Below are 15661 nucleotides of genomic sequence, written 5' to 3'. Positions count from 1 at the left end.
ACTATCTCAATAAGCTTCAATTTTCACATTTTCGTCCACTGATAATGCAGCTTCTGTAGAATTGACGACTTCCTCAATTGTAAATCCTTTTGCTACTTCCACCAACTTAAGACCAGCGTCCGTCACATCCATGACTGCGCGCTCGGTGATAATCCGATTGACTACCCCTTTACCTGTAAGAGGAAGCGTGCACTCTTTCAATATTTTTGATTCACCTTTTTTATTAACATGCTCCATGATTACAATTATTTTTTGAGCTCCATGGACAAGATCCATCGCCCCGCCCATGCCCTTAATCATTTTTCCTGGGATCATCCAATTCGCTAAATCACCCGTTTCGGATACTTCCATTCCACCAAGGATCGCCAAATTGACATGGCCGCCACGTATCATCGCAAACGATTCGGCACTATCGAAATAGGCGGCACCACTTATCGCCGTAACTGTCTCTTTACCAGCATTGATTAAATCAGGATCCACCTCGTCCGCACCTGGATATGGCCCGATGCCAAGAAGACCATTTTCAGACTGCAAGACCACTTGTTTATTAGCTGACATATAATTGGCAACCAGGGTTGGCATACCAATGCCTAGGTTTACATAAAAACCATTTTCAATTTCCTTCTCTGCCCTGATTGCAATTCTCTCTCTGACAGAGACTTTTTCATCCGCCATTGTACTCTCTCCCTTCCCCAAAACTATTTGCTCACTGTCAATCTCTCGATTCGTTTTTCCTGTGTTCCTTCAATGATTGTTTGCACATAGATGCTTGGAGTATGAATAAAATTAGCATCTAATTCACCAATTTCATAAAGCGCTTCCACTTCTGCAATCGTTACTTTCCCAGCCGCCGCAATCATCGGGTTAAAATTCCGTGCCGTTTTGTGGTAAACAAGATTTCCCATTTTGTCACCCTTCCAAGCCCTCACAAGACTAAAATCGGCCGTTAGTGCCTCTTCTAGCAGGTATTCTCTTCCGTTAAAAATCTTCGTTTCTTTCCCCTCTGCAACCGGAGTTCCTACTCCAGCAGGTGTATAAAATGCTGGAATCCCAGCCCCGCCTGCCCTGATTTTTTCAGCGAGTGTGCCTTGAGGCGTTAATTCTACCTCTAGTTCACCAGTTAAAACCTGTCTCTCAAACTCTTTATTTTCACCTACATAGGATCCAATCATCTTTTTGATTTGTTTATTATTTAGGAGCAACCCTAACCCCCACTCATCAATCCCACAGTTATTTGAAATGACCGTTAAATCCTTCACGCCTTTTTCTGCTAAGGCCAGAATCAGATTTTCCGGTATTCCGCACAACCCAAATCCACCAACCATCAGGGTAGCCCCATCATGAATATCGGCAACTGCCTCCTGGAAGGATGTACAAATTTTCTTCATCCAGTTTTCCCTCCTTCATCCATCCTTTTTTCCTTTATTATTTCTAGTAAAATACGAAAAAGTCCTTTTATTTTGTCAAAATTTCTATTATTCTTGCTTTTTTGAAATTAACACCACTACAATGAAAGTATGATTATCGGAGGTGGAAAATGAATGCTAAATTTACCTAAAAAGGTCACGATCATCGAGGTAGGTCCTCGTGACGGGCTGCAAAATGAAAAGTTATTTGTACCCACTGATATAAAAAAACAATTTATCAATGGATTAAGAACTGCTGGTCTTCAGGAAATGGAACTCACGTCGTTTGTATCACCGAAATGGGTGCCTCAAATGAGCGATGCCGCTGAAATAGCAGCCGACTGCCTTGATGCTGATTCCAGAGATATTGTTCTAGCACCGAACCGTAGAGGGATTGACAGGGTATACTCTACCAATTGTCAAGCTGTTGCTGTATTTGTGGGCGTCAGCAATAGCTTTAATCTTAAAAATATTAATAAAACAACAAAGGACAGTATGACAGAACTTGTACCGATCATTTCTGAATTAAAGGAGAAGAATTATTTTGTCCGGGCCTGCATTTCTACCTCCTTTTATTGTCCTTATGAGGGAAAAATCAATGAAAGTGATACGATAAAGCTTTGCCAAGAATTTGTTGATGCAGGTGTCGATGAATTAAGCGTCGCCGATACCATCGGGATGGCAACTCCTGATGAGTGCTTTGCTTTGTTTTCCCAATTGAAAAGTCTTTTTCCTCATACACTTTTAACTGCCCATTATCATGACACACGAAAGCTTGCCCTTGCGAACATTTATGCCTCTCTCCAGGCAGGAATTGACCGATTCGATACCTCTTCCGGCGGGCTTGGCGGTTGTCCATTTGCACCTGGTGCCTCTGGAAATGTAGCAACAGAGGACGTGGTTTATATGCTTGAACGGATGGGAATTGATACCGGGGTTGATTTGAATAAATTGATTGATGCAATTGAAGTCATTCGCCCTCATCTCTCCCGACAAATTGAAAGCGGATACTATCGCCTGCATGCGCAAACTGTCTAAATTAACTTTCAGTGAATAATCATTCTACTACTAATGCATCTTATTAATTGAGACTAGCTTGAAGGGAGACTGATTATTTTGAGCCAAAAACGCGATAAAGGTTCCAGTCAAAAAGGAAAAAACTATGCGGAGACTGCTGGTGGAGGACAGCGAGTGATGGCTGCTGAAGAAGTCGAAAAAGCAATCCACCCTACCAAAAGACAAAACGCTGAGCAATAAATTATTTTGGTCAACTCAGGAAGCCGCTCGTTAGTGCCAGCGGCTTTTTTTATGCTAAAATTAAAACTGTTAATTTATGGGCGCTTGGAGATTATTTTTTTCATACCTTATATAAAAAAACACAGGAGGTGCCATTGGTGAAGAAGACATTCCGAACCTTGATTGCCTTGTTGTTATTCTGGTTATCTCTCGGTTTGTATTTTACAAACCGCCTTATGTATATGAAAAAGAAGGATGAGGATTTAATTTTAAGACGTGAAAAAGAGGCTGGCAGATATAATCCTGAGGAATTTGAATCCTTGCCGAAGCGGGAAATAGATATCCCTTCCCCTTTTGGTTATATGATTAAAGCTCTGCTCGTTGAACCACATCAGACCAATCGTTATATCATTATCTCTCATGGTGTAACCGAAACAAAAGTTAATTCGATTAAATACGCTAATCTGTTTTTAGCGCGGGGGTTTAATACATTAATTTATGACCATCGCCGCCACGGGGAATCCGGGGGCAAAACCACTAGCTTTGGTCATTATGAAAAATTTGATTTAAAAACTGTTGTCGATTGGCTCAAAAAAGAAAAAGGCTCTCAGCTGGAACTGGGAATTCATGGCGAATCGATGGGGGCCGCTACCATGCTTCTCTATGCTGGGCTTCTTGAGGACGGTGCTGATTTTTATATTGCTGATTGTCCATTTTCGGATTTTAAGGAGCAGCTTGCCTATCTCATTAAAAAGGATTTTAAGCTCATCCCTAGCCTTTTATTGCCGCTTGGTGATGCACTTTTACGTCTGCGGGATAAATATTCGATTCGAAATGTATCACCGATTTCGGTCATCGAAAATATCAAACATCCGATTTTGTTTATTCACAGCCAAAAGGATGATTTTATTCTTCCGACCATGACAAAGGATTTGTTCGAACATAAAAAAGGGCCTAAAATGCTCTATTTAGCAGCTAATGGCCGCCACGCTCAGTCCTTTAACGAAAACCGGGCTGATTATGAACGGGTAATTGATGAATTTTTACAAAAGTATGTTGATCATCCCTTACCAAGCTAAAAACAGACTGTCCAAAATGGATCAGTCTGTTTTTTCTTTGATTAGTAAGCTCATATGACCATTAAGGATCTGCTGTGGACTCTTTAGTTGAAAGCAATTGGCCGCATTAGAAAAATCAATTTTCATTTGCTCATCCAAAAAAACTGTTTTTGATTTTTCCACATACACCGTTCGATCATTTGTTTCAATCGGAATATCATCTGAATCTAGATTCGGGACAAACCACAATGCCACTACCCCATTAACCGCACAACCACAGCCGTCGGTATCATATTTTAGCTTTAAGTAGCCTTCTCGACCATGAACTCTTTGATTTATTTTTTCAGCTGCCGCTGCCGTTATATTGATTTCCACGTTGATTCCCCCCTCTGTTTAGCATATGGTGATTGTACCACATGTTACGTGAGGTTGACTCAACTTTGCTCATAGTTAAGTCTCCGTCATCCGAATGTCAGCAATGGCATCCATCGGAATCCGGTGCACCTCTTCAAAGCGGTCCAATACATGAAGCCTTTGGGTTAGTTCATCCCAGTAATGGATTTTGCCAATCACGATTTCATAGTTCCGATTTCGGTAATGGGTAATTGTTACGTACTGATTATACTCAATCGCTTCGGACAAAATCTCGTTCATGAGTTCCAGCTGCTGTTCATCCATCTCTCGTTTCTGTTCATACCGATCTTCCTTCACCCAATCCCTGAGCAATTTCACATGCTCTGGAAGCATCATCGACGTCCATTTGATTCTTCCGCGGTCACGAATCATACGCCTCTCCTTCTTTCCTATCTTTTATGTCCGCCGACAAGTGTGGCCCGGTGCTTAGCCGTTCCGGCTGCCGTATAAGAAACAGCGCGCAACAAAGCACCTGAGCCAAAGCGTCTGCGCACCGTATCTACCACATAGCCAAGCTCACGCCGCTTATAAGCACCCATGTCGAAAAGGTCAAGCTGAAGCTCGAGGTCGTCAACAATATTGCTGATGGCAATCGAAATTTGCCGTACCGTCTTTCCGGTATAATGCTCATGAAATAATTCAAGGCAAACACGATAAAGCTCCATCGTCACATTTGTTGGCTGTCCGATCGTTCTCGAGCGATGAAAACCGCCGCCAAATTCATCCTGGCTATAGCCGACTCCGAGACTAATTGTTCTCCCTGCCTTTCGATGCGTCCGTGCCCTCCTTGCTACCTCCTCACACATTTCTAAAATGACCGTCTTAATTTCCGCTTCCTCTTTATAGTCCCTTAACAGAATTTGACTTTTTCCAAAGCTAATCTGCCCTTGAATAAGCGGTGCACCCAATTCAGAGAGATCAACACCCCAGGCATGATAATAAAGCTGGTTTCCCATGATGCCAAATTTCTTTTCCAACGTTTCTAAATCATAGCGAGCGAGCTGACCGACAGTAAAAATGCCCATCCCATTTAATGTTTTTTCCACGCGCCTGCCGATCCCCCACATTTCTCTAAGCGGAGACAGCTTCCAAAGCTTGGTTTGGACATCTTCATATGTCCACTCGGCCACTCCCTTTTTCTTGGCATCAAGGTCGAGACATAGCTTCGACAGTAGCATGTTCGGGCCAATTCCAACGGCACATGGCAATTGAAACTCCCGTTCAATATCATTCTTTATTTTTCGGGCTATCGTGTGGGCATCCCCCCACAACTGCATCGCACCATCCACTTTAATAAAGCTTTCATCGACGCTATAGACATGAATTGCTTCTTTTGGAACATAGCGATTAAATACACGCGAAATTTCTGTCGCAATTCGCAAATAGGTTGCCATTTTCGGTTCCACAATTTGAATCCTCGGGTCATTGGGAATCTCAAACATTCGCGAACCCGTTTTGATGCCAAATTCTTTTTTCATTCGCGGTGAAGCAGCCAGGACAATGCTTCCCTGCCGCTCTTTTTGACCGACAACGGCTAAATAACATTCCATTGGGTCAAGGCCGTGCATGACAGCCGAACAACTGGCATAAAAACTCTTCATGTCCACACATAAAATTTTATTTTGTGGCAGTACGCTGTAATCCACCATGACTGATCCCTCACAACTTAAATATCGAACATTCGTTCCTTTTTATTATATTCACTATCATAAGCGAATATGCGTTCGTATTCAATGGAAATTTTTCGGCATTTATTCATTTATGGAAACTGGATAAAAAATAGTATAATGTGAGTGAGGTGCATGTTTATGGATAAAAAACTAGTCGCGAAGATGATTAAAAATTGTTTTAAACAATATTACGAAGCGGACTCCATGCCTATTGGTGAAAAGGATTTGGAGATGCTCACAAAGCGAATTATCCAATTAAAAGAGGACGAACCAACTGCAGACTTATACGAGGTCATCAATGATACAGTGTATGAATTTTTAACAGGCTAATTATGCCATCAAAACAAAAAAGCCCCTGATGAGAGGCTTTCTACTTCATTGTTTATTTCTGATTAAAAGCCCGTCTGCCAATCCGTTCAAACAGTCGGGGGAAGAGTACGTACACAACACTCCCCATATTCATCCAACGCGGCAAATTAATCTCCCTTGTTTTCGTCAGCATACTGTCAACGACCTTCTCGGCGACATACTCGGGCTTGAGCATAAATCTCTGCACATTTTTAACATAGGTACCTTTTTCGTCGGCAATATTAAAAAAATTGGTAGCGATTGGACCAGGATTCACAGAGGTTACAAGTACATTAACATCTGCTAATTCCATCCGCAATGAGTTGGTGTAACCAAGAACCGCATGCTTTGAGGCCGAGTAGACACTTGATTTGGGTGTGGCAATTTTCCCAGCTTGAGAGGCAATATTAATAATATGGCCAAAACGCCTTTCACGCATTTTCGGCAGCACCATGCTTGTACAGGCCATCAGCCCAACCACATTGACATCAAACATGCCTTTAATTTCATCCAATGTCGCCAAATGGGCTTCACGGAAGACTCCAAAGCCGGCATTATTAACAAGGATATCAATATCCCCGATTGTATCGAAAATCCGTTGAAAAACCTTCTTTACCTCAGCTGTGTCCGACACATCCAACTGATAAACAGCAACTTTAACGGGATGCTTTTGCTGGAGGTCCATTCGCAATTGCTCGAGCTTACTAATACTTCGTGCTAATAGCACAAGATTGGCCCCGCTAGAAGCACAAAGTTTAGCGATTTCTGCTCCGATACCTCCTGATGCACCAGTAATCACGATATTTTTACCTTTTAATTGTTCCCTAACCATTTCTACACCTCATCTGAGTTGATTCCAACTAAATTTTAGCCTGAAAAAGAACAGGATTCGTCCCCTTACTACTAATCTCCCCAATAGATGATAAATAGTCAAGTTGTGCGACGGTTTCGGAAATGGTCAGCATCAGTTCGCGCTGGTAAACCGACGGAAACAAGCGTTTACAGATTTCAAATACGGTCATCTCTTCTTCTTTTAACCAGCTATGAACCGTCATGGCCCGCTCGTGCTGCCGCACCAATCGTTTATCAACCAACTCTGCTAACTTATAAACTTCCTCCCCATGCCCTGTGTAGACACATTGAATGGGATACGAAAGCAGCTTCTTCATTGAGTCATTATGCTGCAGCTGTGGCTTCGGTCTTTCTGTTTCCCCAGGGGCTGGCGGCTCTAGCAATGGGTTGGGTGAGATATGTGCTAAAATTAAATCTCCGCCAATTAAAATTCCATCCTTTTCCCGGTAGAGGGCAATATGGCTTTGGGCATGCCCCGGTGTTTCAATGACCTGCCATTCATTAAGCCCAGGAGGTCTCATTCCCTCAACAAGATGGCCAGTCAATGAGCGGTTGCAAGAATATTTCAATGTTTTTCTTAAATTTGAAAGCAAAGGAAAGTATTCTTCAGGCAGACCGAATTCTAGAAAATACACACGAAAAAATTCTTCTTGCTCTTGAAAAAAGGCTTCAGTGGGATGAATCCATCGTTCATTCAGTTGATGACCATATACTTCTAAGGTGTCTGGAAAGTAATCAAGCATACCAACATGATCAGGGTGATGATGCGTTAGAATCACCTGCTCGATATCAGCAGGACTTAAGCCTAAATCCTCTAATTGCTTCTTAAACGACATCCAGGACTCTTCCGTTTTCACTCCCGCGTCAACAAGTGTTAAGCGCTCGCCTTTAATCAAATAAACATTGACATCCCCAACCGCAAAAGGAGTCGGCACCGTAATTTTTGCTATTCCGTCTTTCCATTTTGTCATTCCTAAAACCCCTTATCATTATTTTTGAATAAAGAATCCAATGGTATAAATACGAACATTATGTGACATTTATTATATATACTAAAGTGTAGCGACTTTTAAACCAATTGTCATTATTTCTGCATAATTTTTTAGAAAAAATAAAAAATTCGCTAAATTTATCTATTGACAGATAGGTTGTTTATCTTGCATAATCTAGTAAAAATTTGATTCGCTAAAGCGATGAATAAGGCCAGTAAATGAGAAATGGCGAAAGAGAGTGAAGTTCGATGGCTGAAAGACTTCACCGCCCTCTTAATCATTGAACCTACCTTAGGAGCACTTAGGAAAACCTAACGCACATCCGGCGTTATCGGAGTCGAGTGAACCCTTCTTGAAATTTAAGCAAGGGTAAATGAAGGTGGTACCACGGAAGCGAAACCTTTCGTCCTTTATGGATGAAGGGTTTTTTTATGTTTTCGGTAAAATAAAGGAGGAATAAACATGAAAAAAATCGCAATTATTGGCGCAGGATCGATGGCTGAAGCATTCATTTCAGGAATTCTTGAAAATGGTTTTATTGATAAAAAAAATATTTGGATCACGAACAATTCTAATCAAGAAAGATTAGCAACATTAGAAACACGTTATGGAATTCGAACAACTTATAATTTGAATGAACTGTTTGATCAAACAGACATTGTGATGTTAGCCATGAAACCAAAAGACGTCGCGACTGCTATTCAATCGATTCGTGAACACTTAACTGAAGAGATGCTCGTCGTTTCTGTCTTAGCAGGTGTATCCATGAATACCATTGAAACATTGGCAAGAATCCCACTTGCGATTGTAAGGTCCATGCCAAATACCTCGGCAGCGGTTGGAAAATCAGCTACTGCTGTTGCCGTGAATCATCGTGTTACCGATTCTCAGTTAGAAACAACTAAAACCTTATTTGGAACCGTCGGCATGGCTTCCGTTGTGGAAGAAGAACAATTAGATGCCGTAACTGGACTTTCCGGCAGCGGCCCCGCCTATATTTATTATCTAATTGAAGCAATGGAGAAAAGTGCCGTTGAAGTTGGTCTTGAAAAAGATATGGCCAGTGAATTGATTGTACAAACACTGCTTGGTGCAGCAGAAATGGTCAAAAACTCAAGTAAATCTTCTACCCAGCTGCGTAAAGACGTAACAAGCCCTGGCGGAACAACAGAAGCTGGGATTCGAGTGCTTGAGGAACACAGGGTACAAGAAGCTTTCATTTCATGTATCAAAGCAGCAACGGCCCAATCTAAAAAAATGGGAACTGAATTAAGTTCTAAGCTTCAAACTGCCGACCAACCTTCCTAAATTGGATTTTTGCCTTTATTACTTTAAACTAGGAAAAAAGGCTAGGGAAGTGTCATGCATGCTAACGATTTTATTTTCATTAGGAATTCTAGTCTGGATTATCTTTCTTATAGACGGAATGATTGGGCTGAGAAAAATAGATCCATTAGAAAAAGAGGAAGACTTAGCGCAAGGAGCATTGTTGACTGTAGTAGTTGCTGCCCGTAATGAGGAAAAGCAGATTGCTGCAAGCATCCTCAGCCAGTTAGAGCAAACCTACAAAAATGTGGAATGGATTCTCGTCAATGATCGGTCCACTGATGCCACAGGTACTATTATGGGAGAATTAACAACAAGAGACCCACGCATAAGGGTTATCCATATTGAGAAATTACCTGAGGGCTGGCTTGGGAAGAATAACGCCTTGTACACTGGTGCATGTCATGCTTCAGGTAGATGGCTATTGTTTACTGATGCCGACATACATTTTGAAAAACAAGCATTCGCAAAAGCGCTCCATTATTTTGAAAGAAATAAATTGGATCACCTAACTGCAGCGCCAAACTTAAGCGCTAAACGGTTTTGGTTAAAATCATTTGTTGCCTTTTTCCTGTTTGGCTTTTCATATTTCAAACGCCCGTGGTTAGCCAACAACCCCAAATCAAAGATTGGAACAGGAATCGGCGCTTTTAATCTTGTTTTAAAAGAATCTTATGAGTCATTCGGAACACATGAAAGAATAAAAATGCGCCCGGATGATGACTTACAGCTTGGGATGAAGATGAAAAAGGCTGGTTATCGACAAAGAATCATAACTGCATTACATTTAATCGAAGTAGAATGGTATGGAAGTTTAAAGGAGGCCTTCATCGGGCTAGAAAAGAATACATTTGCCGGATTACACTACCGAATCAGTATGGTGATTTTTGCAATCCTCGGTGTATTTATCACCAACGTTCTGCCCTTTTTGATGATTTTTTCCGGGAACAAGACTGTTGCCCTATTATCCATCGGAAATATAATAATAAGTGGAATACTTTATGTAATGGTCATAAAAAAACTAACCTTATTCTCTCCGCTCATGTTTTTGGTTTTGCCAATCACAGCCTTACTATTTATTTATTCAATTATCCGGGCAAGCCTTCTAACCTTTAAGCGCGGCGGGATTGTTTGGAGGGGAACCACCTATCGGTTAAGCGAACTCCGGGAGAAAGAGTAGAAACTGTTTTTTTTCAATAAAACATTCCTTTTGCTATACTAAAAAGGAATGTTTATTATTTAATTTTATGGAGGCTTCTAAAATGGCAGTAAAACTATTTTCCCCCTATACCATAAAGGGTGTCACATTTAAAAATCGAGTTGTCATGGCGCCCATGTGCATGTATTCGAGTCATAACGAAGATGGACATATACAAAACTGGCATCGCACTCACTATACAAGCAGGGCAGTTGGCCAGGTAGGGCTGATTATTGTTGAAGCAACATCGGTAACACCTCAAGGCAGAATTACACCTCGTGATTTAGGTATATGGAGTGATAAGCATGTAGAGGGCTTCACTGAGCTTGTAAGTCTAATGAAAGAGCATGGAGCCAAAACAGGCATTCAACTCGCCCATGCTGGCAGAAAAGCAGTGTTAGAAGGTGAAATTCTTGCTCCATCTGCACTAGCTTTTAATGAGAAAATGAAAACGCCAAAGGAAATGTCCAAAACAGATATCGAAGAAACAATCGAAGCATTTAAAAAAGGCGCAGAGCGTGCTGCAAAAGCTGGTTTCGATGTAATCGAAATCCATGGTGCTCATGGGTATCTTATCAACGAATTCCTTTCGCCGCTATCCAATAAAAGAACTGACGAATACGGGGGATCAGCACAGAACCGCTACAGATTCCTCCGCGATGTGATTGATGCCGTAAAAACCGTTTGGGATGGTCCATTATTTGTGAGAGTTTCCGCACATGATTACCACGAAGAAGGATTGTCTCCAAATGACTACATACATTATAGTCAATGGATGAAAGAACAAGGTGTCGATTTAATCGATGTAAGTTCTGGTGCGCTTGTCCCTGCCCATATTGACGTATATCCCGGATACCAAGTAAAATACTCGGAAACCATTAAGAATGGTGCCAGCATTCCCACCGGTGCGGTAGGATTAATCACTACGGGGATCCAAGCGGAGGAAATCTTACAAAATGAAAGAGCCGATTTAGTCTTTTTAGCTCGTGAATTGCTTCGCGATCCGTATTGGCCGAGGACTGCAGCGAAGGAGCTTGGTGTAAATATTGAAGGACCAAAACAATACGAACGCGGCTGGATTTGAACCATTTAAATCAAACGCACTTACCTATAACTTAGGTAAGTGTGTTTTTATATTATTTAAGTGGCAGCTTTATTTCTTTAAAATCCTCAGCAATATCCGTATTCGAAAATACTTCTTTCGCCTCATCTACTAACTCTTGCCAAGCATTGCGGTCATAACGAGAGCTTATGTGTGTAAGACACAACAATTTACTATGGGCCTTCTTTGCAACATCTGCAGCCTGATGTGTGGTTGAATGAAAATAGTCATGGGCCAGCTTTTCTTCATGAGCAGAAAAAGTCGCTTCATGTACCAAAAGATCGGCATTCATAGCCAATAAAATTGCATTTTCACAGTAGCGGGTATCCCCTAAAATCGTCACAACTCTCCCCTTCTGTTCAGGACCAAGAAACTCAGTTGGATCAATCGTTCTGCCATCATCAAGAGTTACAGCCTCACCATTTTTAATTTTTCTAAAGATTGGCCCCGGCTGGACCCCTGCTTCTTTCAATTTATCAGCAAGTAATGTTCCAGGCCTGTCCTTTTCTACTATCCGATACCCATAGGAAGGTATACCGTGGTCTAGCCGGCGGGATTCCACTAAAAACTGCTCATCCTCAAAAATAATTCCCTCTTCAATTTCAATGACAACTAGAGGATATTTCAAATAAGTTTGGCTTATTGATAGACTGACATGAATATAGTCTTTTATCCCTTTGGGGCCATAAACGGTTACCTCTGATTCCCCGCCTTGAAAAGAGCGGCTTGATAATAATCCTGGCAGCCCGTAGATATGATCACCGTGAAGATGTGTAATAAAGATTTTTTCGATTCGCCGTGGTTTTATGGGAGTATGCAAAATTTGATGCTGGGTAGCCTCACCGGCATCGAATAACCAAACCGCCCCCCGCTCCTCAAGCAATTTCAGTGCAATGGACGTGACATTGCGGAGTTTTGCCGGCATTCCAGCCCCTGTTCCTAGGAAAAAAATATCCACAATAATAAACTCCTCTCAAATTCCGTTCCTTGGATTCCAATATTGATAATATAGCACAAAAAAATATTATTTTCTCCTCCATGGGCAGCTAGTAATTAGTGAATATCAGGGATTATTTTGTGAAAAATAAAAAAAATTGTCAAATTGCGTTGTATTATTTTTGCGAAGTCTAGTCGAATGAGATAAAATCAAACAATATAAACATAAGAGCAATATACATTTTTACATAAACAGAAAAGAGGTATTTACTTTGGAGCAAACTGGAAACATGACTTCATTAATTATGATTTTTGGTGCGACTGGTGATTTAGCAAAAAGGAAGTTGTTTCCTTCCCTTTACCGGTTATATGAGAAAGGAAAATTAACTAAATTTGCGGTGATTGGGGTTGCAAGAAGATCGCTATCCAATGATGAATTTCAGCATTCAGTCAAAGACTCGGTCGTCTCAGCCTTAGGAAATAAAGATAAGATTGATGATTTTATCTCGCATTTTTACTATCAATCGCATGATGTTAGTGATTCCAACTCTTACGCTTTGTTAAAAAATTTAGCGGATGAGATTGATGAAAACTATCAATTAGAAGGCAATCGTATCTTTTACCTTGCAATGGCTCCTGAATTTTTCGGAACGATTGCTTTACACTTAAAATCAGACAAACTTACAGAGGTAAAGGGCTATAAACGCCTCGTCATTGAGAAACCATTTGGACATGACTTAGAATCTGCCATCGAGTTAAATAGACAAATTAGAAGTGCATTTAAAGAAAAAGAAGTCTATCGTATCGATCATTATTTAGGGAAAGAAATGGTAAGGAATATCGAAGTTATACGTTTCGCTAATGCTATTTTTGAACCGCTTTGGAATAACCGTTATATTTCAAATATTCAAATCACCTCCAGTGAGATCCTCGGGGTTGAAGAACGCGGCCGTTATTATGAAACAAGCGGCGCCCTTAGAGATATGCTTCAAAACCACATGATGCAAATGGTAGCCTTGCTTGCGATGGAACCTCCAATCAACCTCTCTACCGATGAAATTCGTTCCGAAAAAGTTCGTGTGTTTCGTGCACTTCGATCGGTTGAAGGAGAAGAGGTTAATAATTATTTTGTCCGAGGCCAATACGGCGAGGGTACGGTTGAGGATGTTCCAGTTCCTGCCTATCGTGATGAAACGATGGTAGATAAAGAATCAAATACTGAAACCTTTGTTGCCGGTAAAATCATGATTGATAATTTCCGCTGGGCTGGTGTTCCGTTCTACATTCGGACAGGAAAAAGAATGTCAACAAAATCAACCAAAATTGTTGTTCAATTTAAAGATATTCCAATGAATTTATATTATCAAACGGAAAAAATGTTAAATCCAAATCTACTAGTGATTCATATTCAACCTGAAGAAGGAATTACGTTGCATCTAAACGCTAAGAAAGCTGGCGGACACTTAGATGCACAGGAGGTAAAACTTAGCTTTGCCAACACCGGCATCCATGCGATGAACACGCCTGAAGGCTATGAAAAGCTTCTTTACGATTGCATGCGGGGCGATGCCACGAATTTTACGCATTGGGATGAAGTTGCCTATTCTTGGAGTTTTGTGGATAAAATATCTGCAGTCTGGGAAAACACGAAGGCGGACAACTTTCCTAATTATCAATCTGGAACCATGGGACCAAAAAAGGCGGATGAGCTTTTAGAAAAAGACGGCTTCTTCTGGTGGCCGGTAACAGATTTAGAAGTAGATATTTGTAAATAAGAAGTTCAAAAAGCACTACTTTTGTTATGAAAGCAAAAGTGGTGCTTTTTAGTCTGAGTCATTACTTTTTTGTGGAAGTGTTTGGAGAAAGTCTTTATTAAAGCTCGTTCCAGTACCGATATTATCCGAGGAAGGGGCTTGATGTTCCCCCGCATTTTCAATGATTTTTTTTCCGTATTTTTCACGAAGACTAGATAGAGTATTTAGTAAAGGCTCTTTTTTGGCATCCTTTTCATAAGAAAATAAATCTAGCTGTTTAAAGGCTCGGGTATGCTCCACTAAATCGGTGCCTGTGATTCCTAACAGTCGAACAGCATCGCCATTCCAAGCTTTCAGGAAAATCTGCTGAGCAAATGAAGATATCTCATCTTTATGATTAATAGGGTTCGGAAGTTTTTTACTTCTAGTAATCGTTCTTCGATCCTTATATCGGATGGTGATTCCAAGCGTTCCTGCAAGGACCTTCTTTCGCTTCAGTCTAACGGAAACCGTTTCAGCTAATGATGTTAATACACGAAGTAGTTCCTGTTGATTACTAACATCCCGAGGAAGGGTTGTTGAATTTCCAATGCTCTTAAATTCCTCAATTGATTCCGGATCAACTGGGCGGTGATCAATCCCATTGGCTCTTTCTTTTAATCGAATTCCATTAATTCCAAGCAGTTTTTTCAGTTGAATCTCATTTCCCTTTGCTAACTCACCAATGGTATGAATCCCAATCGTTTGTAATTTTTCCGCTGTCTTTTTTCCGACGCCATGCATTTCGTTTGTGTTCAACGGCCAAAGAACTATGGGAATATCACGTTTTCGAAGAATGGTAATCCCCATTGGCTTTTTCATATCGGACGCGGTTTTCGCTAAAAATTTATTAGGTGCTATCCCTATACTGCATGGAATATCTAATTGTTCCAATATCCTTTTTTGAATACTTTCAGCGATTTCGATTGGACTCCCCTTTTCAAAGCTTTCTGTAATATCTAAGTATCCTTCATCAATCGAAACAGGTTCAACAATTTCCGTATAATGTCTGAGAATTTCAAACATAGCAATAGAAACTGCACGATAGCGCTCAAAATTCGGTTTCACGACGATTAACTGTGGACATAGCTTTCTCGCTTCCCAAAGCGCCATCGTTGTTTTGACACCGAATTTTCTTGCCTCGTAATTGCAGGTGACAATGATTCCTCTGCGTTCCTCGACATTACCAGCGATTGCAAGTGGTTTCCCCTTCAGATTAGGATCATAGGCCATTTCAACGGATGCATAAAAGCTATTCATATCTACATGTAAAATGACTCTTCCGTTTTTCGGGTACATTTCCTTCATGCTCGCACTTCCTTAACTCACT

17 protein-coding genes are annotated in these 15661 nt (G+C 40.9%); 8 read left to right on the top strand and 9 right to left on the bottom strand.

Annotation, left to right across the window (positions count from 1 at the left end; all coding sequences use genetic code 11):
* Positions 1-6 precede the first annotated feature (6 nt).
* Entirely contained in the window at positions 7-675 is a 669-nt protein-coding gene (locus ACE198_RS11785; RefSeq protein WP_098574876.1) for a 3-oxoacid CoA-transferase subunit B, read from the bottom strand.
* Positions 676-698: 23 nt separating this feature from the next.
* On the bottom strand, positions 699-1388 hold the full coding sequence (locus ACE198_RS11780; protein WP_144547582.1) for a CoA transferase subunit A: 690 nt from the start codon (positions 1386-1388) through the stop codon (positions 699-701).
* A gap of 153 nt (positions 1389-1541) precedes the next feature.
* Between ACE198_RS11780 and ACE198_RS11775 the strand changes: the two genes are divergently transcribed.
* The 3 genes from ACE198_RS11775 (at position 1542) to ACE198_RS11765 (ending at position 3721) form a co-directional block, all read left to right on the top strand.
* Complete coding sequence (locus tag ACE198_RS11775) at positions 1542-2444, top strand: hydroxymethylglutaryl-CoA lyase (protein ID WP_375375684.1); 903 nt, start codon at positions 1542-1544, stop codon at positions 2442-2444.
* Positions 2445-2522: 78 nt separating this feature from the next.
* Complete coding sequence (locus ACE198_RS11770; RefSeq protein WP_180230143.1) at positions 2523-2663, top strand: hypothetical protein; 141 nt, start codon at positions 2523-2525, stop codon at positions 2661-2663.
* A 137-nt stretch (positions 2664-2800) separates the two neighbouring features.
* Positions 2801-3721: an alpha/beta hydrolase gene (locus tag ACE198_RS11765; RefSeq protein ID WP_375375683.1), complete on the top strand. Its 921-nt coding sequence runs from the start codon at positions 2801-2803 to the stop codon at positions 3719-3721.
* Positions 3722-3742: 21 nt separating this feature from the next.
* Here the strand turns inward: ACE198_RS11765 and ACE198_RS11760 are convergent, their stop codons facing one another.
* From ACE198_RS11760 to ACE198_RS11750, 3 genes are all read right to left on the bottom strand, one after another.
* The gene (locus ACE198_RS11760) at positions 3743-4075 is read right to left on the bottom strand and encodes an iron-sulfur cluster biosynthesis family protein (RefSeq protein WP_375375682.1); all 333 of its coding nucleotides are present in this window, start codon (positions 4073-4075) and stop codon (positions 3743-3745) included.
* Positions 4076-4150: 75 nt separating this feature from the next.
* Entirely contained in the window at positions 4151-4486 is a 336-nt protein-coding gene (locus tag ACE198_RS11755; RefSeq protein ID WP_098574881.1) for a YolD-like family protein, read from the bottom strand.
* Positions 4487-4503: 17 nt separating this feature from the next.
* A complete protein-coding gene (locus tag ACE198_RS11750; RefSeq protein WP_251457093.1) occupies positions 4504-5763 on the bottom strand; it encodes a Y-family DNA polymerase in 1260 nt (419 codons plus the stop codon).
* A gap of 159 nt (positions 5764-5922) precedes the next feature.
* On the opposite strand from ACE198_RS11750, the gene ACE198_RS11745 reads away from it, so the two are divergent.
* Entirely contained in the window at positions 5923-6114 is a 192-nt protein-coding gene (locus tag ACE198_RS11745) for a YqzH family protein (RefSeq protein WP_098574883.1), read from the top strand.
* Positions 6115-6166: 52 nt separating this feature from the next.
* Here the strand turns inward: ACE198_RS11745 and ACE198_RS11740 are convergent, their stop codons facing one another.
* Positions 6167-6964 (bottom strand): SDR family NAD(P)-dependent oxidoreductase, encoded by a 798-nt coding sequence (locus ACE198_RS11740; protein WP_375375681.1) that lies wholly within the window; start codon positions 6962-6964, stop codon positions 6167-6169.
* Positions 6965-6992: 28 nt separating this feature from the next.
* Entirely contained in the window at positions 6993-7955 is a 963-nt protein-coding gene (locus ACE198_RS11735; RefSeq protein ID WP_375375680.1) for an MBL fold metallo-hydrolase, read from the bottom strand.
* 483 nt (positions 7956-8438) lie between these two features.
* Here ACE198_RS11735 and proC point away from each other — a divergent pair, with 483 nt between their 5' ends.
* The 3 genes from proC (at position 8439) to namA (ending at position 11584) form a co-directional block, all read left to right on the top strand.
* On the top strand, positions 8439-9284 hold the full coding sequence (proC, locus tag ACE198_RS11730; protein WP_375375679.1) for a pyrroline-5-carboxylate reductase: 846 nt from the start codon (positions 8439-8441) through the stop codon (positions 9282-9284).
* Positions 9285-9342: 58 nt separating this feature from the next.
* Entirely contained in the window at positions 9343-10482 is a 1140-nt protein-coding gene (locus ACE198_RS11725; protein WP_375375678.1) for a glycosyltransferase family 2 protein, read from the top strand.
* Positions 10483-10564: 82 nt separating this feature from the next.
* Positions 10565-11584, top strand: a complete 1020-nt coding sequence (gene namA, locus ACE198_RS11720) for an NADPH dehydrogenase NamA (protein WP_375375677.1) — start codon at positions 10565-10567, stop codon at positions 11582-11584.
* Positions 11585-11636: 52 nt separating this feature from the next.
* Here namA and rnz read toward each other — a convergent pair whose 3' ends face one another.
* Positions 11637-12560 carry a ribonuclease Z gene (gene rnz / locus ACE198_RS11715; RefSeq protein ID WP_375375676.1) on the bottom strand — a complete coding sequence of 308 codons (924 nt, stop codon included), beginning with the start codon at positions 12558-12560 and terminating at the stop codon, positions 11637-11639.
* A 283-nt stretch (positions 12561-12843) separates the two neighbouring features.
* On the opposite strand from rnz, the gene zwf reads away from it, so the two are divergent.
* Entirely contained in the window at positions 12844-14313 is a 1470-nt protein-coding gene (gene zwf, locus ACE198_RS11710) for a glucose-6-phosphate dehydrogenase (protein WP_375375712.1), read from the top strand.
* Positions 14314-14361: 48 nt separating this feature from the next.
* On the opposite strand, the gene ACE198_RS11705 is transcribed toward zwf, so the two are convergent.
* Complete coding sequence (locus tag ACE198_RS11705) at positions 14362-15639, bottom strand: DNA polymerase IV (protein WP_375375675.1); 1278 nt, start codon at positions 15637-15639, stop codon at positions 14362-14364.
* Positions 15640-15661 lie beyond the last annotated feature (22 nt).

Source organism: Neobacillus sp. KR4-4 (genome assembly GCF_042136325.1).
GTDB lineage: Bacteria > Bacillota > Bacilli > Bacillales > Cytobacillaceae > Neobacillus.
The sequence above is the reverse complement of the archived record's forward strand: the minus strand, read 5'-3'. Positions and strand labels throughout refer to the sequence as shown.